This window comes from Janibacter melonis, from assembly GCF_020567375.1.
GTDB classification, from domain to species: Bacteria; Actinomycetota; Actinomycetes; order Actinomycetales; family Dermatophilaceae; genus Marihabitans; species Marihabitans melonis.
The window spans coordinates 1,138,831-1,163,317 of record NZ_JAJBZM010000002.1 but is presented as its reverse complement, the minus strand read 5'-3'; the positions used below and the strand labels follow the sequence as shown (position 1 = coordinate 1,163,317).

Below are 24,487 nucleotides of genomic sequence, written 5' to 3'. Positions count from 1 at the left end.
CGGCGGGCGCGGCTCAGGCCAGGCGCACGCCCTTGGTGTGGTCGTCCGTGGGCAGCTCACCCTCGACGAGCGCGGCGGTGACCTCCTGGCGGTTGAAGCGCATCGTGCCGTTGCTCGTCGTGAGGAAGGCCGTGTCCGCGGCGTCGCGACCGGTCGCGATGCGCACGAGCGACTGACGGGGGGCGAGGCGGGTCGCGTCGACGACGTGCCACGCACCCTCGACCCAGGCCTCGGCCACCGCGTGGAAGTCCATCGGCTCCAGTCCCGGTGCATAGACCGAGACGAGGCGGGCGGGCACGCCGCGGGCTCGCAGCAGGGCAACGACGACGTGGGCGAAGTCGCGGCACACGCCGCGGCCGGCGAGGAGGGTGTCGACCGCGCCGTCGGTGCCCCGGGAGCTGCCGGAGACGTAGGCGAAGTTGTCGTAGACGTACGCCGCGACGGCGTCGACGAGGTCACGACCCCGCGCACCGGTGAAGCTGCGGGCGGCGACCGCCCCGAGACGGTCGGACTCGGCGTACCGGCTCGGCCGCGTGTACAGCCAGCGGTCCTGCTCGACACCGAGGCCCGTGGGCGCGTCGGTCGGCCGGGTGATGTCGACGGTCGCCTCGTAGGTGACCTCGAGCCAGCCGGTGCCCACGCCCTCGACGAGGTGCAGGCGCGTGCCGTGGTCACCGCGCAGCTCGACCGGCTCGACCTGCTCGCCGGCCGCGTGGACGAGGATCGTCTCGTCGAGCACGACGTGGGCGTCGGAGACGGCGAAGGACATGAGCGCGGCGTCGACGGACGTCGTCGCGTAGGCGAACTTCGCACCGACCCTGGCGATCATCGGGGTGGGGTCGCTCGATGCTGCCAGGGGGGTCTGCGTCATGGCGCGAGCCTCCCCCAGCAGCGGGGGCCTGGTCAAAGCCGTGTCCCGCCTAGGCTTCACGGGACCGGACGAGGGCGAAGGGGGTGACGACGATCGCGAGCACGGCACCTGACCGCCCGCGCTGGCGGCAGATCTCGCCGCCCGTCGTCTCCGCGCTCCTCGCGCTCGTCGTCGTCGCCGAGGTGGCCTGGGCCGCGCTCGTCCTCGCCGGGTCCGACGACCTCGTCCCCCACGCCGTGCCCGCCGTCGTCGTCGGCGACCCGGTCGTCGCCGAGAGCGTCGCCCGCCAGTACGACGACCTGCCGGGCGACCCCTTCGACCTGCGCGCCGTCGCCGACGAGGAGAGCGCCCGTGCGGCCCTGGCCGACGGGTCCGCTCGCGCGGCCCTCGTCGTCGACCTCGAAGGCTCGACCGACCGGCTGCTGCTCGCGTCGAGCAACGACGACCTCCTCGACGCGGCGGTCCTCGACCGGGTCGAGGAGGTCGAGCGACGCATCGACCGGCTCGTCGCCGTCGAGGTCGTCGGACCGGCCGACGCCGACGAACGGCAGGGGGCCGCGCGCCTCGCCGTGGCGCTCGCCCTGCTCCTCGGCTTCGTCCTCGCCGTCGGCACGAGCCTGCGTGACGGGCCCGTCGCCCGCGACCTGCGGCACGGGCTGCGGCGCACGCTCGTCGTCGGGGCGCTCTCCGTCGTCGGCGGCGCGGTCATCGGCCTGCTCGCGCTGCGCGGAGGGACGTGGGCGGAGGTCCTCGTGCCGGCCACGGTGGCCGGGACGGGTGCGGCCTTCACCTTCGCGCTCGAGGCGCTCTTCGGGTGGGCGGGGCTCGGGCTGGCCGTCGTCGCCTTCTTCGCCACCGGCGCCCCGGTGCTCGCCCGCGTCGACCCGGCGCTCGTCAGCCCGCCCTGGTCGGACCTCGCCGCCCTCGGCGTGCCCGGGGCCGGGGTCGAGGCGGCGACCGCGGTGAGCCTGCACCGCGAGCTCGCGGTCGTCCCCGTGACGGTCGTGCTCGTCTGGCTCGTCGCGTCGCTGCTCGTCATCACCCTCGCCCGGGCGGTCCGGCGACGTCATGACGTGCCGGCGCCGGTCGGCGGTGAGGGGCTGCGCCAGGTCGGCGGGGTCCGAGGGTGGCGGGTGCGCGTCCTCGGCGTCGTCGTGCCGCTCACCGCCGCGATGCTCGCGCTCGCCGTCGTCGTGCCGCGCTCCGAGGTCGCCGCCGCACCCCGCCTCGCCTCGCTCGCCGCGAGCGCGGACTGCGTGCGCTCGGGACCGGTGACGTCGGTGGCCGACCTCAACCGGATCGCCGGGCTGCGCGGCACCGACGACTTCCGCGGTGGGGACGTCGGGGCCGACGCGCTGCTCCAGGACGGCCGGCGGGCGTGGCTCTTCGGCGACACGCTGCGCGAGGGTCCGGCGGGGCCGAGGTACGTGCGCAACTCGATGCTCGTCACCGACGAGCGCTGCATCCGGGCGGTCGTGCCCGAGGCCGGCGGAGCGCTCGTCCCCGATCGGGCCCGACCCGGCGAGAGCCCGGTCGGCTACTGGCCGATGTCGACGGTCGTGGACCACCGCACCGGGTACGACCTGCTCTACGTGACGACCCAGCGGGTGCGCACGACCGGGTCGGACGCCTTCGACTTCGAGAACCTCGGCCTGTCGGTGGCCGTCTTCGTCGTGCCGCTCGGCGGGACCCCGCAGCTGCTCGAGCAGCGCGACATCGGGCCGGACCGCGCCGGTCGCCAGCACCCGACGTGGGGCGCCGCCACGACGCTCGTGGGCAGCGGTGACGACCGGTGGCTCTACGTCTTCGGCACGGCGAGCCCGGGCGCAGAGCAGGCCTGGGGGTACTCCCTCCGCGTCGCCCGGGTCCGGCCCGACGACCTGCTGCACCAGTCCCGCTGGCGCTACTGGGACGGCTCGGGGTGGTCGGCACGCGAGGACGACGCCCGCGAGATGATCCCGGCGCGCGACGGCGTCTCGCAGACGCTGAGCGTCTTCACCCAGGGGGAGCGCTGGTACGCGCTGAGCAAGCGCAACGACCTGCTCGGCAGCGACATCACCGTGTGGACCGCCGACGCGCCCACGGGCCCGTGGTCGTCGGGCACCGCGGTCGCCCCGGTCGCGCAGGGCGAGACCGGTCAGGTGCGCTACATGCCGCTGGCCCACCCGACGCTCTTCCCCGCGACGGGCAGCGTCGTCGCGTCGTACAGCACGAACGACACCGACAGCGAGCGCGTGCTCGCCGACCCCCTGCGCTACCGCCCGCACTTCGTGCGGGTCCGTCTGCCGCGGTGAGGGCGTCGGTCCGCAGCGGTAGCGTCGAGCGCATGAGCGGGGACGAGCCGGCCGGCGTGCAGGACGTGCACGACATCGCGAGCGCGCTGCCCGAGGTCACCCTCGGCACGTCGTGGGGCGACAAGCCGACGTACAAGGTGCGCGACAAGGGCTTCGTCATCTGGCGTGGTGAGCAGCGCGATGCCGTCGACCCCGAGACCGGCGCGCTCATGGAGGACGTCATGGCCATCTCGGTGCCCGGGCAGCAGGACAAGGAGGCGCTCGTCGCCGACGACTCCCCCTTCTTCACCACGCCCCACTTCGACCGCAGCCCGCGCACCGTCCTGCTCCGCGAGCGCGACCTGCCCCGGCTGACCCGCGCCGAGCTCGAGGAGGTGCTCATCGACGCCTGGGCCAGCCGGGCACCGGCCCGGCTCGTGCGAGAGCACCTCGGGCGATGAGCACCCCGACCGCGGCGCAGCCCGCAGGCCGAACCGTCGACCTCAACGCCGACCTCGGCGAGGGGCTCGGCGTCTGGCGGCTCACCGACGACGACGGCCTGCTCGAGGTCGTGAGCAGCGCCAACGTCGCGTGCGGGGCCCACGCCGGCGACCCCACGCACATGCGGCGGGTGTGCCGCCGCGCCGCGGAGCGCGGGGTCGCGGTCGGCGCCCAGGTCTCCTACCCGGACCTGCTGGGCTTCGGGCGTCGTTTCGTCGACATCGACCCCACCGAGCTCGAGGACAGCGTCCTCTACCAGCTGTCCGCGCTGCAGGGCGTCGCCCGGGCGGAGGGGACGCAGGTGCGCTACGTCAAGCCGCACGGGGCGCTCTACAACGCCGTCGTCACCCACGAGGCGCAGGCGGCCGCCGTCGTCGCCGCTGTCGCCGCGGGCGCCCCCGGCACCGCCGTCCTCGGGCTGCCCGGGGCGGTCTGGTTGGAGCAGGCCGAGGCGGCCGGGCTGCGCCCGGTGCACGAGGTCTTCGCCGACCGCGCGTACACGGCCAAGGGCACCCTCGTGCCCCGCGACGAGCCCGGCGCCGTCGTCCACGACACCGGCGAGGTCGTCCGGCGGGCGCTGCAGATGGTGCTCGAGGGCAGCGTCGTCGCGGTCGACGGCTCGAGCGTCGCCGTCGACGCCGCCTCGGTGTGCGTGCACGGCGACACCCCCGGCGCCGTCGACATCGCGCGCCGGGTCCGCGACGCCCTCGTCGACGCCGGGGTGCGCGTCGCCCCCTTCGCCTGAGCCGATGACGACCCTCCTGCCCTACGGCCGCCGCGCGACCCTGCTCGAGGCGCCCGACGACGCGCAGACCCTCGCGCTGCACCGCGCCGTGGTCGCCGCCGCGCTGCCGGGAGTCCTCGAGGCCGTCCCTGCAGCCCGGACGGTGCTCGTGACCTTCGTCGACGAGGCGAGCCGGGCGGCCGCCCAGGAGCGGCTGCGCACGCTCGTCCCCGTCGACGGGGACGAGGTCGCCGGTCGGCTCGTCGAGGTGCCGACCCGCTACGACGGCCCCGACCTCGACGACGTCGCGCGGCTCACCGGGCTGAGCCGCGAAGAGGTCGTCGAGGCCCACACCGGCGTCGAGTGCACGGTCGGCTTCGTCGGCTTCGCGCCCGGCTTCGCCTACCTGCGCGGCGTCGACGAGCGCCTCCACGTGCCCCGCCGGGACGAGGCCCGCACGGCCGTGCCGCCGGGCGCGGTGGCGCTGGCCGGAGGGCTCACCGCGGTCTACCCGCGGTCCTCGCCCGGCGGCTGGCAGCTCATCGGCTCCACCGACCTCGTCCTGTGGGACCTCGACCGGGAGGAGCCCGCGCTGCTGCGGGCCGGCGACCGGGTGCGCTTCGTGGAGGTCTCGTGAGCGAGCGCCCCGCCGAGCTCGTCGTGCACACCACCGGCCTGCTGAGCACGGTGCAGGACCTCGGCCGGCCGGGTCTGGCCGGTCTCGGCGTGCCCCGGTCCGGTGGCGCCGACCGGGCCTCGCTGCGCCTGGCCAACCGCCTGCTCGGCAACCCCGAGGGGGCCCCGGTCGTCGAGGCGACCCTCGGCGGGCTCGAGGTGGGGCTCACGGCGACGCGGTGGTGCGTCGTCACGGGCGCCGACGCCCCCGTCGAGGTCGACGGCGCCCCGGTCGGGGTGGGCTCCCCCTTCGTCCTGCGGGCGGGCGCGCGGCTGCGCGTGGGGTCCCCGGCGCACGGCCTGCGCTCCTACCTCGCCGTCCGGGGCGGGCTGGCGGTCGCGCCGGTGCTCGGCTCGGCCAGCCAGGACGTGCTCTCGGGCATCGCCCCGCTGCCGCTCGGCGAGGGCACGAGGGTGCCGCTCGGGAGGGTGGACGAGGTGCCCGTCGTGCCGGTCGACGTCGCACCCGTGCGCACGTGGTCGGGCGACCCGGTGCTCGAGGTCGACCCCGGGCCGCGGCGCGACTGGGTGAGCGACGAGGCGTGGCGCACCCTGACGAGCGCCGTCTACGTGGTGAGCAGCCGCAGCGACCGGGTCGGGGTGCGCCTCAGCGGGCCGGCCGTCGAGCGGGCGGTGCACGCGGAGCTGCCGAGCGAAGGGGTCGTCCCCGGCGCCGTTCAGGTCCCCCCGTCCGGCGAGCCGGTCGTCTTCCTCGCCGACCACCCCACGACCGGCGGCTACCCGGTGTGCGCCGTGGTCGTGCCGGCCTCGTTGCCGTTGCTCGCGCAGCTCGTGCCCGGCCAGGGCGTGCGTCTGCGGCCCGCCCGCCGCTGAGCGAAGCCCTCCCGCCAGCTCGGAGTTGGCGATAGGTTGGGTGCCCCGCGACGACGCGAAGGGGGAGCCATGACCCGATCCACCGGCGAGGGCCTGCACGGGCAGCGCCGCGCGGTCGAGCGCGCGTGGGAGGGCTGGGTCGAGCGCACGGACGACGACCGCCCCGACGAGCCGGCCCCGGTGCGCCCGGAGATCCTCGACTCGTGGCGTCGCAGCGAGGCCACCTTGAGCAGCGCGCCGAGCAGCGCGCCGATGTCCGACGAGGCGGAGACCTCGGCCTACCTCACCCAGTCGACGCTCGGACGAGCCGTGTCCGACCTCGAGGCGGAGCTGCGGTCGGTCGCCGACGACGGCGACCTCGTCGTCGCGGTGACAGACCCGCAGACCCGCATCCTGTGGACCTACGGCGGGCGGGTCATGCGGCGCCGGGCCGAGTCGGTGAACTTCGTCGCCGGCGGCCGGTGGGACGAGGAGAGCATCGGCACCAACGCGCTCAACCTCGCGCTGCGCACCGACCGCACGACGACGGTCTTCTCCGCCGAGCACTACGCCCCGATCGTCCACTCGTGGGTGTGCTGGGCCGCCCCGGTCCACGACCCGGTGACCGGCGCGCAGCTCGGCGTGCTCGACCTGTCGACGACGTGGGACCGCGCGCACCCGCTCGGCGGCACGACGGCGCAGGCCCTCGCCCGGCTCGTCGAGAGCCGGCTGCGGCTCGGCGCCGAGCCGGGTGCCTACCGGCAGGAGACGCCGCTCGACGGCCTGCACCTGCGTCTGCTCGGCCGGGTCGAGGGCTGGCTCGACGGCAGCCGCCTGCTCCTCACCCGGCGGCAGGGCGAGATCCTCGCGCTGCTCGTCCTGCACCCCGACGGCCTCTCGCTCGAGCAGCTGCACGCCCAGCTCTACGGCGACCGGGCCGTCTCGCTCGGCACCCTCAAGGCGGAGGTCTCGCACCTGCGGTCGGCGCTGGGCGGTCGCCTCGCCTCGCGGCCCTACCGTCTCGACCTGCCCGTCACCTCCGACGTCGCGACGGTGCGCGAGGCCGTGCGCCGGGGTGACGTGCGCGCGGCCGTCGAGGCGTATGGCGGGGACCTCGTGCCGGGCACCGACTCCCCCGGCCTCACCGAGACGGCCGAGTACCTCGCGGTCGCGGTGCGCGAGAGCCTCATCGCCGACCCCGACCCGGCCGCCGTCGTGCGCTACGCCGAGGCCGCGCCCTACGACACCGAGGTCGTCGACCTCGCCCTCGACCGGGTCGACGCGACGCCCGGGGGGCACCCCCTTCGCGCCGAGCTGCTCGCGCTGCGCGCCGCACGCGGCGAGTGAATGCAGTCCTGCCCGCCTCCCGGGGTCTCTGCACGAGCGGATATCTGCACGCGACGGCTATCGACGCCTGCAGATGTATGCTCGCCCGGTGACGACCGAGATCACCCAGCGCCCCGTGGACGACGCCGCGGCGGCCCTGCGCTGGTCCGCCGGGGCCGACCCGCGCCGTGACCTCGTCGCCGACTGGCGCGCGATGAGGTCGGCGCACTGCCATGTCGACCACGCGCTGTCGACGGCAGTCGCGCAGGTCGGGCTCTCGCTCGTCGAGTTCACCGTCCTCGACATCCTCGAGGAGCAGGTCGACGCCCACCTGCGGATGCAGGACGTCGCCTGCGTCGCCGCGCTCACCACCGGGGCGACGACGCGTCTCGTCGGGCGGCTCGAGTCGCGCGGTCTGCTGCGACGGGTCATCTGCGCGTCCGACCGCCGGGGCATCTACACCGAGCTCACCGACGACGGGCGGGACCTGCTCGCCGCCGCCCGCCCGGTGCACGACGCAGCGCTGCGCACGTGCCTGGAGGACCCGGCCACGGTGGCCGCGGTCTCCTCGGCGGCCGCGGCGATCAGCCGGCGCTAGGCCGGCCCCGCACCACCCCCGCACGACACCCCTTCGCCGATCGCCCCCGACCGGCGCGCACACCGCCGCGGCGCTCAGAGCCGAGCCCGCCCGGCCCCCACCCCTGGCCCCGCCAGACCTCACGAGGAGCACCAGTGACCGACTCCGTGGCGATCTCGCCGCACGACCCCGCGGCGCCCCCTCGGCTCGACGCCGACGACACCGCACGCAACCGCCTCGTCATCGGCATCCTCGTGGTGTCGACCTTCGTCGTCGTGCTCAACGAGACGGTCATGAGCGTCGCCCTGCCGACCCTCATGGTCGACCTCGGCATCACCGCGGCCACGGCCCAGTGGCTCACCACGGGCTTCCTGCTGACGATGGCGGTCGTCATCCCGGTGACCGGCTACCTCATGCAGCGCTTCCACACCCGGCCGATCTACCTGCTCGCGATGTTGCTCTTCACCGCCGGCACGCTGCTCGCTGCCCTCGCCCCGGGCTTCGGGGTGCTGCTGCTCGCCCGTGTGGTGCAGGCCAGCGGGACCGCGATCATGATCCCGCTGCTCATGACGACCGCGATGAGCCTCGTGCCGGCGCACTCCCGCGGCCGCACGATGGGCACGATCTCCGTCGTCATCGCCGTCGCGCCCGCCATCGGCCCGACGATCTCCGGGCTCGTGCTCAGCGTGCTCAGCTGGCGCTTCATGTTCGTCGTCGTCCTGCCCGTCGCGGTGGTGGCGCTGGTCGTCGGGGCGAAGAAGATGGTCGACGTCACCACCCCGCGCGAGGTCGACCTCGACGTCCCGTCCGTGGTCCTGTCCGCGCTCGGCTTCGGCGGGCTCGTCTACGGGCTGTCGGCCCTCGGCGAGGGCGCGTCGGAGGGTCAGGCCGTCGACCCCGCGCTCCCGGCCGGCGTCGGCGTCGTCGCGCTCGTCCTCTTCGTCCTGCGCCAGGTGCGCCTGGCGCGCACGGGCAGCCCCCTGCTCGACCTGCGCACCTTCGCGACGAAGAACTTCACCTTCTCGATCGTGCTCATCGCGCTGGCCAGCCTCGTCCTCTTCGGCAGCCTCGTCCTGCTGCCCATCTACACGCAGAACGTCCTCGGTCTCGGCACCCTGGAGACCGGGCTGCTGCTCCTGCCGGGCGGTCTCGCGATGGGTCTGCTCTCCCCCGTCGTCGGGCGCCTGTACGACGCCCTCGGCCCGCGACCTCTGCTGCCCGTCGGCGCGACGCTCATCAGCGTGGCCCTCTGGCTGATGTCGCTGCTGCTGCACGAGGACACGAGCATCGCGATGATCGTCGTCGTGCACGTGCTGCTCAACATCGGGCTGTCCTTCACCTTCACCCCGCTCTTCAGCGCGAGCCTCGGCTCGCTCGAGCCGGCGCTGTACTCGCACGGCAGCGCGGTGCTCAACACGGTGCAGCAGGTCATGGGTGCGGTGGGCACGGCGCTCTTCATCACCGTCATGGCGGCGGCGGAGCACACCGCTGCGGCGGGCGGTGCCGACGAGCGGGCCACGACGGCCGCGGGCGTGCACCTCGCCTTCCTCGTCGGCGCGAGCATCAGCCTCGTCGGGGTCGCGGCGAGCCTGCTCGTGCGCCGGCCCGAGACAGACGAGAGTGCGCCCCTGCCGATGGCGCACTGAGCGGCGTCGGCCCCGGTCGCCTGGGCTCGGGTCGAGGGGGGTGGCCCCCCCCCCGGGGGGGGGGGGGGCCCCCGCCGGGGGGGGGGGGGGGGGGGGGGGGGGGGGGGGGGGGGGGGGGGGGGGGGGGGGGGGGGGGGGCCCGCGGGGGGGGGGGGCCCCCCCCCCCCCCGGGGCGGGCCCGCGGCGGGGCGAGCTTCGGTAGCGTCGGGCCATGACCTCCGATCGGGCCGGTCAGCCGGCGCAGCTCTCCGACCTCGTCGACGTGCCGCAGCTGGTGTCGTCGTACTACGTCCTCACCCCTGACCCCGAGGACGTCGACCAGCAGGTCGCCTTCGGCACCTCCGGGCACCGCGGCAGCTCGCTGAAGACCTCCTTCAACGAGCAGCACATCCTCGCGACGACGCAGGCGATCGTCGACTACCGCCGCGAGCAGGGGGTCGACGGACCGCTCTTCCTCGGCGCCGACACGCACGCCCTCTCCGGGCCGGCCTGGACGACGGCGATCGAGGTCCTCGTCGCCGCCGGGGTCACCGTGCTCGTCGACAGCCAGGACGGCGTCGTCCCGACCCCCGCTGTCTCGCACGCGATCCTGCGGGCGAACCGTGGCAAGGACCTCGGCGCGAAGGGGGCGGGCCTTGCCGACGGGATCGTCGTCACCCCTTCGCACAACCCGCCGGGAGACGGAGGCTTCAAGTACAACCCTCCGCACGGCGGGCCGGCCGACTCGGACGCGACGAAGGTCATCGCGGCCGCGGCCAACGACTACCTCCGGCGGGGTCTCGACGGGGTGGGGCGCACCCCCTTCGCCCGGGCGATCACGCAGGTGGGTCGTTACGACTTCCTCGGCACGTACGTCGACGACCTGCCGTCGGTGCTCGACATCGACGCGATCCGTGACGCGGGGGTGCGCATCGGCGCCGACCCGCTCGGTGGCGCTGCTGTGCACTACTGGGAGGCCATCGCCGAGCGGCACCGCCTCGACCTCACCGTCGTCAACCCGGTCGTCGACCCGACGTGGCGCTTCATGACGCTCGACTGGGACGGCAAGATCCGGATGGACTGCTCCTCGCCGTCGGCGATGGCCTCGCTCGTCGCGCGCAAGGACGAGTACGACATCGCGACGGGCAACGACGCCGACTCCGATCGGCACGGCATCGTCACGCCCGACGGCGGGCTGATGAACCCCAACCACTACCTCGCCGTCGCGATCCAGTACCTCTACGGCGGGGCGCGGCCGGGCTGGCGCAGCGAGCGGATCGGCAAGACGCTCGTGTCGAGCTCGATGATCGACCGCGTCGCCGCCGACCTCGGCAAGGAGCTGTGGGAGGTGCCCGTCGGCTTCAAGTGGTTCGTCCCCGGGCTGCTCGACGGGTCGGTCGGCTTCGGCGGCGAGGAGTCGGCCGGGGCGTCCTTCCTGCGCACCGACGGCACGGTGTGGACGACCGACAAGGACGGCATCATCCTCGCCCTGCTCGCCTCGGAGATCCAGGCGAAGACGGGGCGCTCGCCGTCGGAGCACTACGCCGATCTCGTCGCGGCGCACGGCGACCCGGCGTACGCGCGCATCGACGCCCCCGCCGACCGCGAGCAGAAGGCGCGCCTGTCCTCGCTCAGCCCGGACGCCGTGACCGCTGACTCCGTCGCCGGCGAGCCGATCATCTCCAAGCTCACCGAGGCGCCCGGCAACGGCGCCGCCGTCGGCGGGCTCAAGGTGACGACGGAGTCGGCGTGGTTCGCCGCCCGCCCGAGCGGCACCGAGGACGTCTACAAGATCTACGCCGAGAGCTTCCGCGGGCCCGAGCACCTCGCGCAGGTGCAGGCGGACGCGAAGGCGCTCGTGGACGACGTGCTCGGCGGGTGAGGCGGCCCTCCCAGGCACCGCCGGTCACGACGGTCTACCTCGTCTTCGCCCGGTCCGGGCCCGGCGACGGCGAGGACGTCGTCGAGCCTCTCGTCGCTGTCGTCACCGACGAGAGCGAGGCAGCAGGCCTCGAGCGCTCCGTCGTCGCCCGGCACCCCGCGTCCTCGGTGTCGTGGGAGACGCACGACACCGACGGTCCCGTGCCCACCGAGGGCGTCGTGCACGTCGTGCTCCTGGGTGCTCCAGAGCTGGGGATGCCCGACGCACCGGACGAGCTGGCGGGCCCGATCGGGATCACCGTGCGATCGACCCGCGGGGCGGCCGAGCGCGTCGTGCGCGACCGGGGCACGTCCTCGGGCGACCTCAGCGTCGTCTCGCTGCAGATCGGCTACCGCCGCGCCGGGTGGCCCTTCGCGCCCTGGCCGGGCAGACCTGATCGGGACCTCCCCGACGGTGTCGTGCGTCTCGTGCTGGACGGAGCCGGGGGCGGGCACGCGGCAGGACATGTCGTCGCCGTCGTCGGGTCCGACCGGGAGGCCGAGGACGCGACAGCCGGCGTCGCCACGGCGCGGGTCGAGCACCACCCGCTCCGGCCCGCGTCCTCGGACGACACCACCGACGACGGCCGGGTGCACCTCGTGCTGCAGGTCTCGGCCGGCGAGGTGCACGGCATGGCTGCTCACGCGTCGCGCGACCGGGCGCGCCTGGAGGCCACGACGCGGCAGGGCGCGATCGCTCCTGACGTGAGCACGAGGTTCGAGGTGGTCTCGCTGGCGGTGGGGCGTCGTCGGGGGCGACCTGTCCGCTCCTGACGCCGTGGTCTCGAGGCTCGCGCCCTGGCGGGCGCTCGCACCTCGACCAGCGAATGTGGATGGTCGAGGTGCGACGCAGGAGCCTCGAGACCACCTCGACCAGCGAAGCCCCGAGACCACCTCGACCGTCGGCACACCGCCCAACCACTGACCTACCCGCTGCTCCCTAACGTCTGCGCCACGACAGGGGCGCGACGGTGCGTCCGGCCACCGGCCGCAGCCGTCAGGTCCCCTCACCCAGATGAGGAGACGCAGCATGAGCACGATGCAGGCAGCAGTGGTCCGTGAGTTCGGCGAGAAGCTCGACGTGTCGCAGATCGACATCCCCCGGCCCGGGCCGGGCCAGGCGCTCGTCCGGCTCGTCGCGAGCGGGGTGTGCCACACCGACCTCCATGCGGCCGAGGGCGACTGGCCGGTCAAGCCGCAGCCCCCCTTCGTCCCGGGCCACGAGGGTGTGGGCGAGGTCGTCGAGCTCGGCGACGGGGTGAGCACCCTCGCCGTCGGCGACATGGTCGGCAACGCCTGGCTGTGGTCGGCCTGCGGCACGTGCGAGCACTGCCGCACCGGCTGGGAGACGCTGTGCGAGGAGCAGACCAACGGCGGCTACTCCGTCGACGGCAGCTTCGGCCAGTACATGCTCGTCGACGAGCGCTTCGCGGCGCGGATCCCCGCCGGTGTCGACCCGCTCGAGGTCGCGCCGATCCTGTGCGCCGGCGTCACCGTCTACAAGGGCCTCAAGGTCACCGACACCCGTCCCGGCCAGTGGGTCGTCATCTCCGGCATCGGCGGGCTCGGTCACGTCGCCGTGCAGTACGCCGTGGCGATGGGCCTGCGCGTCGCCGCCGTCGACGTCTCCCAGGCGAAGCTCGACCTCGCCACCCGCCTGGGCGCCGAGGTCGTCGTCGACGCCAGCACCACCGACCCCGTCGAGGCGATCCAGGAGGCCACCGGTGGCGCTCACGGCGTGCTCGTCACCGCCGTGCACCCCTCCGCCTTCGGGCAGGCCATCGGCATGACGCGCCGCGGCGGCACCATCGTCTTCAACGGCCTGCCGCCGGGCGACTTCCCCGCCCCGATCTTCGACATCGTCCTCAAGGCGCTCACCGTGCGTGGCTCCATCGTCGGCACACGCCAGGACATGGTCGAGGCGATCGACTTCTACGCGCGGGGCCTGGTCAAGCCCACGTGGCAGGCCCGCGAGCTCGACGAGATCAACACGGTCTTCGAGGAGATGCGCGACGGCGCGATCGACGGGCGCGTGGTCATCCGGTACTGACCTGCGCAGCTCGCCCGACGCCCCCTTCGTCACCTGGCGAAGGGGGCGTCCGCGCGTCTACGGGGGGTGGCCGAGATGCCTCGGGCCGACCGAGAGACCCAGGACGGACCGGGTTATGTCTGCGTCAGCAGCGAGCTGCCCGGTCAGCGTCGGGTTTACCGGTCATCGCCGGGCGAAGGGGGACCGGGCCGACCAACCTTCGACCAACCCGGGGCGACCTACGGTCCGGGCAACGGCAGCGCGACGAGGCACTGCCGACGAGTTGCCGGAGGCACGCATGACCGTCTACGCACAGCCCGGGAGCGCCGACAGCGCGATCGAGGTCAAGGAGAAGTACGACCACTACATCTGCGGCACGTGGGTCGCACCCAAGGGTGGTCAGTACTTCGAGAACCCGACGCCGGTCACCGGCCAGGTCTTCACGTCCATCGCCCGCGGCACCGCGGAGGACATCGACGCCGCCCTCGACGCCGCGCACTCCGCCGCCGGCGCGTGGGGCCGCACGAGCACCACCGAGCGCTCGAACATCCTGCTGAAGATCGCCCAGCGCATGGAGGACAACCTCGAGGACCTCGCGGTCATCGAGACGTGGGACAACGGCAAGGCGGTCCGCGAGACCCTCGCCGCCGACCTCCCGCTCGCCGTCGACCACTTCCGCTACTTCGCCGGCGCGATCCGCGCCCAGGAGGGCGGCATCTCGGAGATCGACGAGACGACTATGGCCTACCACTTCCACGAGCCGCTCGGCGTCGTCGGGCAGATCATCCCGTGGAACTTCCCCATCCTCATGGCGGTGTGGAAGCTCGCCCCGGCCCTCGCCGCGGGCAACTGCGTCGTCCTCAAGCCGGCCGAGCAGACCCCCTGGTCGATCCTCAAGCTCGCCGAGCTCATCGGCGACCTGCTGCCCGAGGGCGTGCTCAACATCGTCAACGGCTTCGGCGTCGAGGCCGGCAAGCCGCTGGCCTCCAGCCCCCGCATCGCCAAGATCGCCTTCACCGGCGAGACGACGACCGGCCGCCTGATCATGCAGTACGCGAGCCAGAACATCATCCCGGTGACCCTCGAGCTCGGCGGCAAGAGCCCCAACGTCTTCTTCGAGGACGTCGCGAGCAGCAAGGACGCCTTCTACGACAAGGCGCTCGAGGGCTTCGCGATGTTCGCCCTCAACCAGGGCGAGGTCTGCACCTGCCCGTCGCGCGCGCTCGTCCAGGGCTCGATCTACGACCAGTTCGTCGGCGACGCCCTCGAGCGGGTCAAGGCGGTCAAGCAGGGCAACCCGCTCGACACCGACACGATGATGGGCGCCCAGGCGAGCAACGACCAGTTCGAGAAGATCATGAGCTATCTCGACATCGGCAAGCAGGAGGGCGCGAAGGTCCTCACCGGTGGCGACAAGCTCGAGCTCGAGGGCGATCTCGCGGGCGGCTACTACATCCAGCCGACCGTCTTCGAGGGCAAGAACTCGATGCGCGTCTTCCAGGAAGAGATCTTCGGCCCCGTCGTCTCGCTCACCTCCTTCGCCGACCAGGCCGAGGCGCTGCAGATCGCCAACGACACCCTCTACGGCCTCGGCGCCGGGGTGTGGTCGCGTAGCGCGCACACGACCTTCGAGATGGGCCGGGCGATCAAGGCCGGCCGCGTGTGGACGAACTGCTACCACCAGTACCCGGCGCACGCCGCCTTCGGTGGCTACAAGCAGTCCGGCATCGGGCGCGAGAACCACAAGATGATGCTCGACCACTACCAGCAGACGAAGAACCTCCTCGTCAGCTACAGCCCCGACAAGCTCGGCTTCTTCTAAGCCATGCCCTCGGACAAGGTCGACATCACGCCCGCCGCGGTCGAGCTCATCGAGCGCCTCGAGCGCACCCACGGGCCGCTGATGTTCCACCAGTCCGGCGGCTGCTGCGACGGGTCATCGCCGATGTGCTACCCCGCGGGTGACTTCATCACCAGCGAGGCCGACATCCTCCTCGGCACGCTCGAGGTGGGGTCGGCGACACCGGTCGAGTTCTGGATGAGCGTGAGCCAGTACGAGTACTGGAAGCACACCCATCTCACCGTCGACGTCGTGCCGGGACGGGGGTCCGGCTTCTCCGTCGAGGCCCCCGAGGGGGTGCGCTTCCTCATCCGCTCCCGGCTGATGTCGCAGGACGAGCTCGTCGAGCACGGCCTGCTGTAAGAACCTCCCCCCAGGCGGCCGACGCCCCGTGGACCACGTGGTCACGGGGCGTCGGTCGCGTCACGGCTCGAGGTCGTGCTCGGGGGTGATCCCGCTCGCCGGCACGAGGTCGTGCTCCTCGAGCTCGGCGCGCAGCGCCTCCGCCGCGTCGATGTTGAGCGGGCTGCTCGTCCACGCCGGGATCGGCAGGTTGAGGAAGCGCTCCTCGCGCACCGCGGGGAGGTCTTTCGTCGCCGGGTTGGTCCGCAGCACCTCGACCTTCTGCTCGAAGGTCTGCCCGTCGTAGTCGACGAAGGCGATGAAGTCCGGCGACGAGCGCACGAGCCGCTCCCACGACACCGTCGTCCACGTGTCGTCGACGTCGGCCGTGGCGTTCTTCGCCCCCGCTGCCTCGATGATCGCCTGCGGCCCGCCGAAGGCTCCTGAGGTGAAGATCTCCTTCGTGCCCGAGTCGAAGAGGAAGACCGTGGGGCGCTCGGCCGCCTGGGGCGCCGCCTCCAGCGCCTCCCGGCGGCGCGTGATGTCGGCGTCGACCTCGGCCGCCTCGTCGACGTGCCCGGTGATCGCCCCGACCGCCTCGATGTCGGCCGACAGGGCCTCCCACGGCGGCATCGTGCCGCGCGCGCCGTCCTCCTGCCGGCAGCTCTCCGACAGCACGTACGGCGCGATCCCCCGGCCGCTCAGCAGCTCGGGCGTGAGCCGGCGCTCCTCGGTGTAGCCGTAGCTCCACCCGGCGAGCATGACGTCGGGCCGCTGGGCGAGGACGTTCTCCATCGTCGGCTGGTCGCGGGTGGCGACGGGGATGCCGTCGACGACGTCGGACCCGTAGACCCGCGAGAGGGCCTCCGCCGTGTCCGTCGTGCCGCTCGCCCCGGCGACCTGGTCCTGCGCCCCGACGGCGAGCACCATCGCGAGCAGGTTGCCGTCGCCGGCGACGTACATCCGCTGCGCGGGCGAGGGGAAGCGCACGTCCTCACCGCACGTCGACACCGTCACCTCGCCGGCGTCGTCCGCGCTGCTGCGGGCCGTCGACGTCGCGGATCCGCACCCGACGAGGAGAGAGCCGAGCAGGACGGCGGCGGACAGGGCCTGGGCGGCTCGGGCGGGGCGAAGGGGGGTCACAGGACTGCCTCTCGAGGAGCGGGCACCGGCGGGGCGCCGGCACCGAGGACGAGGTGGACCCGGCCGGTGACCGGGTCGGTGAGATGACGGGCGCCGACGTCGAAGACGTCGCGCACGAGCTCGGGGGTGAGGACGTCGCGGGGACGCCCGAGGGCGTGGACGGCGCCGTCGTGGAGCACGGCGACGGCGTCGAAGTGGGCGGCCGCGAGCGAGAGGTCGTGGACCGCGGCGACGACCGTGCACCCGAGGCGACGCACCGTCTGGAGCAGCTGGTCCTGGTGGTGCACGTCGAGGTGGTTCGTCGGCTCGTCGAGGACGAGCAGGTCGCACCCCTGGGCGATGCCACGGGCGAGCATCACCCGGCGGCGCTCGCCCCCGGAGAGGTGCTGGCAGGGGCGGTCGACCTTCGCCACCATGCCGACATGACGCAGCGCCTCGAGCACGAGCTCGCGCTCGGAGCGCTCGTCGACGGCCCACGGCGGTCGGTGCGGGGTGCGCCCCATCGCGACCATCTCGCCGACGAGGAGGTCCTCGGGAGGACCGTCCTCCTGCGCGACGTAGGCCACCCGGGTGGCCCGCCGCCGCGACGACAGGCGTGCGAGGTCGACCCCGTCGACGTGCACCGTGCCGGCGGCCGGGGGTCGCAGGCCGACGAGCGACCTGATGAGGGTGGACTTGCCGCTGCCGTTGCGGCCGACGAGGGCGAGCATCGACCCGGGTGGGACGTCGAGGTCGACACCGGAGACGATCGTGCGCCCGCCGATCTCGACGGCGAGCCCGGTCGTGGACAGGTGGGTCATCCGGCGCCTCCCGAGTACGAGTAGTGCCGTCTGCCGAGCAGGACGAGGAAGATCGGCGCCCCGACGAGCCCGGTGACGACGCTCAGCGGGATCTCCTGCGGTCGCACGACGGTCCGGGCAGCGACGTCGACCCAGAGCAGGAAGAGCGCGCCCCCGGCGGCCGCGACCGGCAGCACGTAGCGGTGCCGCGCGCCGACGAGGATGCGGGCGATGTGCGGGACGACGAGCCCGACGAAGCCGATGCCGCCGGAGACCGCGACGAGCACCCCTACGAGGACCGAGACGAGGACGAAGAGCGCGAGCCGCAGCTCTCGGACCGGGACGCCCAGACCGCCCGCGACGTCGGGTCCGGCAGCCAGCGCGTCGAGCCAGCGGTGCAGCGCGAGGAGGACGACGCCGGACACGACGACGACGAGCACGGGCGGGAGCACCTGCTGCCACACCGACCCGGAGAGGCTGCCGAGCAGCCAGAAGAGCACCGACTGCGTCGCCCGCGGGTCGGCGCTGAGGAAGACGAGCAGGCTCGAGACGGAGGAGAAGGCCGCCGACATGACGACACCGGTGAGCACGAGGCGAAGGGGGGTGATCCCGCCCTGGGCCAGGGAGATGCCGAGGACGAGGGCGGTCGCGACGAGAGCCCCGCCGAGCGCGCCGAGCGAGAGCGCCCACACCCCGAGCCCGGCGAGCGCACCGAGGAGGATGACGAGGGTGGCACCGACACCGGCCCCGGCCGAGACCCCGAGGAGGTAGGGGTCGGCGAGCGGGTTGCGCACGAGGGTCTGCATGCACGCGCCGGCGACGGCCAGGCCGGCGCCGACGACCATCGCCATGACGGCACGCGGTGCGCGCAGCTCCCACACGATGGTGTCGAGGGCGGGGTCCGGGCCCGCCGCGCCGACGACCCGGGCGCGCAGGACGTCGACGACCCCGCGCAGCGGCAGCGGCTCGGAGCCCAGACCGAGCGAGACGACGCCGCTGACGACGGTGAGGACGAGCAGGACGAGCAGCAGCGGCACGACGGGCAGCCGCCGGCCGCCGGGGCGGTCGTGGGACACGGGGGTCTCCAGGTGCGTCGGGGGCCCGGATCGCGAGGCCCTGTCGGGGTCCAGCGAGTCAGCAGGTCTTCGGACTCGGGGTCGTCCCGACGGGGTCCCTTCCCAGGCCTTCCGGCCCAGTGGATCTCACCCCGTCAGTCACCCATACCGCTGCGCGACAGCTCCGGACTCTCACCGGATTCCCTCTGCACTGGTGTGCGTCTGACTCGCTGCCGACACTACGCGACGCAGCGCGGACCTCGCAGCACGGCGTCGGCGACGAGGTCTAGCCTGCGAGCGTGAGCTCTCCGATCCGCGCGGAGGACGTCGAGGCGGCCGCGGGCCTGCTGCACGACCTCCTCGACCCCACCCCGCTCCAGCCCTCCGCCCGGCACAGCACCGCCACCGGTGCGCACGTGCTCCTCAAGCGCGAGGACCTCCAGCCGGTGCGCAGCTACAAGCTCCGCGGGGCCTACACCCTCATCGCGCGCCTCTCCCCCGAGCAACGGGCGAAGGGGGTCGTCGCGGCCTCCGCCGGCAACCACGCCCAGGGCGTCGCGTACGCCTGCGCGCGCCTCGGGGTGCAGGCCCGGATCTACCTGCCCCGCACCACCCCCCGCCAGAAGCGCGACCGCGTCGCCGCCCTCGGTGGCGAGCACGTCGAGGTCGTCGTCGGCGGCGACGTCTACGACGACGCGGCGGCCTCCGCCCTTCGTCATGCCCGCGAGAGCGGGGCGACGGTCGTGCCCGCCTTCGACCACGTCGACACGATGGCCGGTCAGGGCACGGTCGCCCTCGAGGTCGTCGAGCAGCTCGGCAGGGCCCCCGACGTCGTCCTCGTCCCCGTCGGCGGGGGCGGGCTGCTCGGCGGGATGGCGACGTGGTTCGCCGCGCACCACCCCGCGACGAGGGTCGTCGGCATCGAGCCCTCCGGGGCGGCGTCGATGTCGGCCGCCCTCGAGGCGGGCCGCCCGGTCGCGATCGGTGACGTCGACCCCTTCGTCGACGGCGCCGCGGTGCGCGAGGTCGGCGCGCTCACCTACGCAGCCGTCTCGGCCACGGATGCGCCGGTGCACTCCATCGCCGAGGGCGCGGTCGCCGTCGAGATGCTCGCGCTCTACCAGACCGAGGGCATCGTCACCGAGCCCGCGGGGTCGCTGGCGACCGCCGCCCTCGCCGCGATCGACCTCGACGAGCTCGGGGTCACGCCGGGCAGCACGGTCGTCGCCGTCGTCTCCGGGGGCAACAACGACGTCTCCCGCTACGCCGAGGTCGTCGAGAAGGCCCTCGTGCACCAGGGGCGCAAGCACTACTTCCTCGTCGACTTCCCGCAGGAGCCCGGGGCGCTGCGCCGCTTCCTCGACGAGGTCCTCGGGCCGGACGACGACATCGCGCTCTTCGAGTACGTCAAGCGCAGCAACCGCGAGACCGGGCCGGCCCTCGTCGGCGTCGAGCTCGGTGCCCCGGAGGACCTCGACCCCCTCCTGCGCCGGATGGAGGCCTCGCCGGTGCGCATCGAGCGCATCCGCCCCTCGAGCCCGCTCTTCCGCTTCATCCAGTAACCGCCTGGGGCTTGTCCCTTCATACCCCTTGGGGGTATCTTCGAGGGGACGAAGGGAGACCGCCGTGGCCGGATACGCCGCCGACAAGGACGCCTACCTCAAGCGTCTCAAGCGGATCGAGGGGCAGGTGCGCGGCATCGCCCGCATGGTCGACGACGACGAGTACTGCATCGACATCCTCACCCAGGTGAGCGCCGCGACGAAGGCGCTGCAGGCCGTGAGCCTCGGCCTGCTCGAGGACCACGTCGGGCACTGCGTCGTCGACGCCGCCCGCGAGAGCGACGAGGCCGCCCAGGAGAAGGTGCGCGAGGCCAGCGCGGCGATCGCGCGCCTCGTGCGCTCCTGACGCCCCTCCCCCAGACCACCCACCATCGACGAAGGAGCACCACCATGAGCGAGCAGACCACCATCTACGTCGACGGCATGACCTGTGAGAACTGCGTCCGGCACGTGTCCGAGGAGCTCGGCGAGATCTCCGGGGTCTCGGCCGTGGCCGTCGAGCTCGTCGCCGGCGGCAGCTCGCCGGTCACCCTCACGAGCGAGGGGCCCGTGAGCCCGCAGGACATCGCCGCCGCGGTCGACGAGGCCGGGTACACGGTCGCCCCGCGATGAGCACCACCCACCCCACCGACGCCGACCCCTCGACGGCGGACGCAGCAGACGTCCACGAGGTCGACCTGGCCATCACCGGCATGACGTGCGCGTCGTGCGTCGCCCGCGTCGAGAAGCGCCTGGGCCGTCTCGACGGCGTGAGCGCGAGCGTCAACCTCGCGACCGAGCGCGCGCACGTCACCTACCCGGGGCACGTCACCCACGACGAGATCGTCGGGGCCGTCGAGGCGAGCGGCTACGGCGCGACCGTCCTCGACCCCGGCACCCGGCTCGCGCCGCCGGAGCACACCCACGTGCGCGAGGACGACCTGCGCCGACGCCTGCTCGTCGCCGGGCCGCTCGCGCTCGTCGTCGTGCTGCTCGCCATGGGCCCGTGGACCTTCGCCGCCAACCCGTGGCTGCAGCTCGTCCTCACCGCCCCCGTCGTCGTGTGGTGCGCCTGGCCCTTCCACCGTGCGGCGGTCGCGGCCGCCCGGCACCGCACCTCGACGATGGACACGCTCGTCAGCCTCGGCGTCACCGCCGCCTTCGTGTGGTCCACCGTCGCGCTCGTCGTCGGCCCCGGCCACCACCCCCGCGAGGAGGGGCACTACTACTTCGAGACGGCAGCGGTGGTCACCGCCTTCCTCCTCCTCGGCCGGTGGCTCGAGTCGCGGGCCAAGGCGCAGGGCCGCTCCGCGCTCACCGCTCTCATGGACCTCGGGGCCAAGGAGGTCGCCGTCCAGCGCATCTCGGCGACCACCCGCGCGACGACCGAGGTCGTCATCCCTGTCGACGACCTGCGCGTCGGCGACCACTTCGTCGTGCGACCCGGCGAGAAGGTCGCGACCGACGGCGTCGTCGTCGACGGCGTCTCGGCCATCGACACCTCCGTCGTCACCGGCGAGTCCGTGCCCGTCGACGTCGAGGCGGGCAGCACGGTCGACGCGGGGACGATCAACACCTCGGGCCGGCTCGTCGTCGAGGCGACGGCGGTCGGCGCGCACACGACGCTCGCCGCGATCACCCGGCTCGTCGAGCAGGCCCAGACCGGCAAGGCCGACGTCCAGCGTCTCGCCGACCGCGTCTCCGCGGTCTTCGTGCCCGTCGTGCTCGCTCTCGCGGCGCTCACCTTCGTCGGCTGGTGGATCGGGTCCGGCAGCGCGACGACGGCGATCGGCGTCGCCATCACCGTGCTCATCATCGCCTGCCCCTGCGCGCTCGGCCTCGCCACGCCGACCGCCCTGCTCGTCGGCACCTCGCGCGGCGCGCAGAAGGGCATCCTCATCAAGGGCCCGCAGGTCCTCGAGGACACCCGCAGCATCGACACGGTCGTCATGGACAAGACGGGCACGATCACGACCGGCCGGACCCGGCTCACCGGTCTGGCCGCCGAGCCCGGGCTGCACCCCTTCGCCGCTCTCGTCGCCGCGGCCGCCGTCGAGCGCGGCAGCGAGCACCCGGTCGCCAGGGCGGTCGTCGCGCGCGCCGAGGAGAAGGGGCTGAAGATCCCCGACGCCCGCGACTTCGTCGCGCTGCCCGGCTCCGGTGCCCGCGCCGTCGTCGGGGGCACCGAGGTGACCGTCGGCCTGCCCGAGCTCTTCGACGAGGTGCCCGCCGAGCTCGCGACCCTCGACCGGCCGGGGACCACCGTCTTCGTCGGGTGGGACGGCCGCGCCCGCGGCGCGCTCACCGTCGCCGACGACGTGCGCGAGACCTCCGCCCAGGCGGTGCGCGACCTGCGGGCCGCCGGGCTCGAGGCCTGGCTGCTCAGCGGCGACACCGAGATCAACGCGCGAGCGGTCGCGGCGAAGGTCGGCATCGAGCCCGAGCACGTCGTCGCCGGCGTCAAGCCGCACGAGAAGCACGCCCGCATCGCGGAGCTGCAGGAGTCCGGCCGGGTCGTCGCGATGGTCGGCGACGGCGTCAACGACGCCGCCGCCCTCGTGCAGGCCGACCTCGGCATGGCGATGGGCGCGGGCACGGACGTCGCCATGGAGTCCGCCGATATCGTCCTCGTGCGTGACGACCTCGCCTCCGTGCCCGAGGCGATGGCGCTGTCGGCACGCACGCTGCAGGTCATCAAGCAGAACCTCGTGTGGGCCTTCGGCTACAACACGCTCGCGATCCCGCTCGCCATGGCGGGCCTGCTCAACCCGATGATCGCGGGTGCGGCGATGGCCTTCAGCTCGGTGTGCGTCGTCCTCAGCAGCCTGCGGCTGCGCCGGGCGTAGGGCTCGCCCCGGGCATGACGAAGGGGGAGGGACCGGGTGACCCGGTCCCTCCCCCTTCGTCGTGCGACCTGGCAGCAGGTCGTCGCGGGTGATGCCTCAGATGGTGACGGTGCCCTTGGGGGTGCTCAGGGTGACCGAGAGCAGACCCGGCTGGCCGTGGGGGGCGACGAACTCGAAGGTGATGACCGACGAGGTCTCGGTGGCGGGCAGGCCCAGCCAGTCGTGGACCCGCTCGGGGTCGCCCGCGACCATGAGCGACTCGATGACGACGTCGCTGTGGTTGTCGGCGCTCGGGTGGTCCGAGCCCTCGTCCCACTTGATGAAGAAGGGCAGCTGCGGGTCCGACATCAGGCCCTTGACGCCGATCTGGCGCCAGCTGAACTCGCGCCCGTCGGGCATGCGGCGCGACCCGGGGACCGACTCGCGCTCGAGGCGCTGCTCGACGACGCCGAGGTCGTCGACCGCGACGACCCAGCCCATCCAGCCGCCGCCCTGCTCGGAGCGGGCGCGCACGGCCTGGCCGAAGGGGGCCTTGTCGGCGCTCGGGTGGTCGAGGACCTCGACGACCTCGATGTAGCGCTCGTGAGCCAGCGGCAGGATCATGTTGCGCGTGCCGAAGCGAGGATGGATGCCGCCGTCGAGCGGTTCCACCCCGATGGCCTCCGCGAGGCGCTTGGCGGTGGCCTGCAGCCCTGCAGGCTCTGCGGCGAAAGAGACGTGGTCGACGCGCATAGGGGCATCGTGGCACGGGGTGCGTCTCACGACGTAATCGACCCCCGACGAGCGGTCGCGTACCGACCGGTCACCGCGTACGCTGCCGCACCGCCTCGTAGAGGACGACCGCGGCGGAGGTCGAGACGTTGAGCGAGTTCGCCCGGCCGACCATGGGGATGCGCACGCGATGGGTCGAGGCGGCCAGCGCCTCGTCGGTGAGCCCGTACTTCTCCGAGCCGACGGCGACCGCGACGCCCCCGGTGTAGTCGACGTCGGTGTGCACGACGTCGGTGTCCGGCGTCGTCGCGACGACGGCCACGCCGTGCCCGGTCAGACGGGCCCAGGCCTGCGCGCGGGTCGTCGAGACGACCGGCACCGAGAAGACCGTGCCCTTGCTCCCGCGGATGACGTTGGGGTTGCCCCAGTCGGTGACGCAGTCGGCGGCGACGACGAGGTCGACACCCGCGGCGTCGGCCGTGCGCAGCATCGCGCCGAGGTTGCCCGGCTTCTCCACCCCTTCGACGAGCAGGACGAAGGGGGACTCCCCCAGCTCGACGTCGTCCCAGGACAGCCCGGGGGCGGGCACCTTCGCGAGGACGCCGTCCGGCCCCTCGCGGTAGGAGACCTTGTCGAAGGCGGTCCGCGAGAGCTCGACGACCTCCGCGCCGGCGGCACGGGCCGCCTCGACGGCACCCGGTCCGGCCTCGTGCATGAGCTCGGGGCAGTGGTAGACGGCGAAGGGGGTCACCCCCGCCTCGAGCGCGAGGAGGAGCTCCTCGGTGCCCTCGAGCAGGGTCGTGCCGCTCTCGTCGCGAGCCCGCCGACGGCGCAGCGCGACGAGCTCCTTGAGGCGCGGGTTGGACGGGGAGGTGATGTGCAGATCAGCCATGGCC

Annotated in this window: 23 protein-coding genes and 1 riboswitch; of the genes, 17 read left to right on the top strand and 6 right to left on the bottom strand. The window is 73.7% G+C overall.

The window, feature by feature from the left end; genetic code table 11:
* Positions 1 to 13 precede the first annotated feature (13 nt).
* On the bottom strand, positions 14 to 829 hold the full coding sequence (locus tag LIV55_RS11790; protein WP_425551763.1) for a transglutaminase-like domain-containing protein: 816 nt from the start codon (positions 827 to 829) through the stop codon (positions 14 to 16).
* A gap of 125 nt (positions 830 to 954) precedes the next feature.
* Between LIV55_RS11790 and LIV55_RS17235 the strand changes: the two genes are divergently transcribed.
* The 13 genes from LIV55_RS17235 (at position 955) to LIV55_RS11725 (ending at position 15,537) form a co-directional block, all read left to right on the top strand.
* Positions 955 to 3,165 carry a DUF5005 domain-containing protein gene (locus LIV55_RS17235; RefSeq protein ID WP_229300319.1) on the top strand — a complete coding sequence of 737 codons (2,211 nt, stop codon included), beginning with the start codon at positions 955 to 957 and terminating at the stop codon, positions 3,163 to 3,165.
* Between the two features lie 32 nt (positions 3,166 to 3,197).
* Positions 3,198 to 3,605 (top strand): MmcQ/YjbR family DNA-binding protein, encoded by a 408-nt coding sequence (locus LIV55_RS11780; protein ID WP_068272013.1) that lies wholly within the window; start codon positions 3,198 to 3,200, stop codon positions 3,603 to 3,605.
* The gene (locus LIV55_RS11775; protein ID WP_229300318.1) at positions 3,602 to 4,390 is read left to right on the top strand and encodes a LamB/YcsF family protein; all 789 of its coding nucleotides are present in this window, start codon (positions 3,602 to 3,604) and stop codon (positions 4,388 to 4,390) included. The genes LIV55_RS11780 and LIV55_RS11775 overlap by 4 nt, the downstream gene beginning before the upstream one ends.
* Positions 4,391 to 4,394: 4 nt before the next feature.
* Entirely contained in the window at positions 4,395 to 5,006 is a 612-nt protein-coding gene (gene pxpB / locus LIV55_RS11770; RefSeq protein WP_229300317.1) for a 5-oxoprolinase subunit PxpB, read from the top strand.
* Complete coding sequence (locus LIV55_RS11765) at positions 5,003 to 5,878, top strand: 5-oxoprolinase subunit C family protein (protein WP_229300316.1); 876 nt, start codon at positions 5,003 to 5,005, stop codon at positions 5,876 to 5,878. Before pxpB ends, LIV55_RS11765 begins: the two co-directional genes overlap by 4 nt.
* Before the next feature lie 69 nt (positions 5,879 to 5,947).
* Positions 5,948 to 7,204 carry a sigma-54-dependent transcriptional regulator family protein gene (locus LIV55_RS11760; protein ID WP_229300315.1) on the top strand — a complete coding sequence of 419 codons (1,257 nt, stop codon included), beginning with the start codon at positions 5,948 to 5,950 and terminating at the stop codon, positions 7,202 to 7,204.
* An 88-nt stretch (positions 7,205 to 7,292) separates the two neighbouring features.
* Complete coding sequence (locus tag LIV55_RS11755) at positions 7,293 to 7,781, top strand: MarR family winged helix-turn-helix transcriptional regulator (RefSeq protein WP_372456517.1); 489 nt, start codon at positions 7,293 to 7,295, stop codon at positions 7,779 to 7,781.
* Positions 7,782 to 7,915: 134 nt separating this feature from the next.
* Positions 7,916 to 9,406: an MDR family MFS transporter gene (locus tag LIV55_RS11750; protein ID WP_229300314.1), complete on the top strand. Its 1,491-nt coding sequence runs from the start codon at positions 7,916 to 7,918 to the stop codon at positions 9,404 to 9,406.
* Positions 9,407 to 9,617: 211 nt separating this feature from the next.
* Positions 9,618 to 11,267, top strand: coding sequence for a phosphoglucomutase (alpha-D-glucose-1,6-bisphosphate-dependent) (gene pgm, locus LIV55_RS11745; RefSeq protein ID WP_229300313.1), 1,650 nt, complete (start codon positions 9,618 to 9,620; stop codon positions 11,265 to 11,267).
* Positions 11,264 to 12,079 (top strand): hypothetical protein, encoded by an 816-nt coding sequence (locus LIV55_RS11740; protein WP_191563522.1) that lies wholly within the window; start codon positions 11,264 to 11,266, stop codon positions 12,077 to 12,079. The genes pgm and LIV55_RS11740 overlap by 4 nt, the downstream gene beginning before the upstream one ends.
* Positions 12,080 to 12,335: 256 nt before the next feature.
* Positions 12,336 to 13,355, top strand: coding sequence for an alcohol dehydrogenase AdhP (adhP, locus tag LIV55_RS11735; protein ID WP_191563521.1), 1,020 nt, complete (start codon positions 12,336 to 12,338; stop codon positions 13,353 to 13,355).
* Between the two features lie 277 nt (positions 13,356 to 13,632).
* A complete protein-coding gene (adh, locus tag LIV55_RS11730; protein WP_123092448.1) occupies positions 13,633 to 15,156 on the top strand; it encodes an aldehyde dehydrogenase in 1,524 nt (507 codons plus the stop codon).
* A 3-nt stretch (positions 15,157 to 15,159) separates the two neighbouring features.
* On the top strand, positions 15,160 to 15,537 hold the full coding sequence (locus LIV55_RS11725; RefSeq protein ID WP_201465065.1) for a DUF779 domain-containing protein: 378 nt from the start codon (positions 15,160 to 15,162) through the stop codon (positions 15,535 to 15,537).
* A 60-nt stretch (positions 15,538 to 15,597) separates the two neighbouring features.
* On the opposite strand, the gene LIV55_RS11720 is transcribed toward LIV55_RS11725, so the two are convergent.
* The 3 genes from LIV55_RS11720 to LIV55_RS11710 are packed head-to-tail and all read right to left on the bottom strand — an operon-like array spanning position 15,598 to position 18,514.
* On the bottom strand, positions 15,598 to 16,659 hold the full coding sequence (locus LIV55_RS11720) for an ABC transporter substrate-binding protein (RefSeq protein WP_229300312.1): 1,062 nt from the start codon (positions 16,657 to 16,659) through the stop codon (positions 15,598 to 15,600).
* Positions 16,656 to 17,459 carry an ABC transporter ATP-binding protein gene (locus LIV55_RS11715; RefSeq protein ID WP_229300311.1) on the bottom strand — a complete coding sequence of 268 codons (804 nt, stop codon included), beginning with the start codon at positions 17,457 to 17,459 and terminating at the stop codon, positions 16,656 to 16,658. Before LIV55_RS11715 ends, LIV55_RS11720 begins: the two co-directional genes overlap by 4 nt.
* Positions 17,456 to 18,514 (bottom strand): FecCD family ABC transporter permease, encoded by a 1,059-nt coding sequence (locus LIV55_RS11710; protein WP_229300310.1) that lies wholly within the window; start codon positions 18,512 to 18,514, stop codon positions 17,456 to 17,458. The genes LIV55_RS11715 and LIV55_RS11710 overlap by 4 nt, the downstream gene beginning before the upstream one ends.
* Before the next feature lie 43 nt (positions 18,515 to 18,557).
* Positions 18,558 to 18,735, bottom strand: a riboswitch (cobalamin riboswitch).
* 57 nt (positions 18,736 to 18,792) lie between these two features.
* On the opposite strand from LIV55_RS11710, the gene ilvA reads away from it, so the two are divergent.
* The 4 genes from ilvA to LIV55_RS11690 all read left to right on the top strand — a co-directional run bounded on the left by ilvA (position 18,793) and on the right by LIV55_RS11690 (position 22,880).
* Positions 18,793 to 20,055 carry a threonine ammonia-lyase IlvA gene (ilvA, locus tag LIV55_RS11705; RefSeq protein ID WP_229300309.1) on the top strand — a complete coding sequence of 421 codons (1,263 nt, stop codon included), beginning with the start codon at positions 18,793 to 18,795 and terminating at the stop codon, positions 20,053 to 20,055.
* Positions 20,056 to 20,119: 64 nt separating this feature from the next.
* The gene (locus tag LIV55_RS11700; protein WP_068271984.1) at positions 20,120 to 20,401 is read left to right on the top strand and encodes a metal-sensitive transcriptional regulator; all 282 of its coding nucleotides are present in this window, start codon (positions 20,120 to 20,122) and stop codon (positions 20,399 to 20,401) included.
* A gap of 44 nt (positions 20,402 to 20,445) precedes the next feature.
* The gene (locus LIV55_RS11695; RefSeq protein WP_201465057.1) at positions 20,446 to 20,667 is read left to right on the top strand and encodes a heavy-metal-associated domain-containing protein; all 222 of its coding nucleotides are present in this window, start codon (positions 20,446 to 20,448) and stop codon (positions 20,665 to 20,667) included.
* Positions 20,664 to 22,880 (top strand): heavy metal translocating P-type ATPase, encoded by a 2,217-nt coding sequence (locus LIV55_RS11690; RefSeq protein ID WP_229300308.1) that lies wholly within the window; start codon positions 20,664 to 20,666, stop codon positions 22,878 to 22,880. Before LIV55_RS11695 ends, LIV55_RS11690 begins: the two co-directional genes overlap by 4 nt.
* Positions 22,881 to 22,976: 96 nt before the next feature.
* Here LIV55_RS11690 and LIV55_RS11685 read toward each other — a convergent pair whose 3' ends face one another.
* Complete coding sequence (locus LIV55_RS11685; RefSeq protein ID WP_068271975.1) at positions 22,977 to 23,612, bottom strand: VOC family protein; 636 nt, start codon at positions 23,610 to 23,612, stop codon at positions 22,977 to 22,979.
* 70 nt (positions 23,613 to 23,682) lie between these two features.
* Entirely contained in the window at positions 23,683 to 24,483 is an 801-nt protein-coding gene (locus LIV55_RS11680) for an RNA methyltransferase (protein WP_191563515.1), read from the bottom strand.
* Positions 24,484 to 24,487 lie beyond the last annotated feature (4 nt).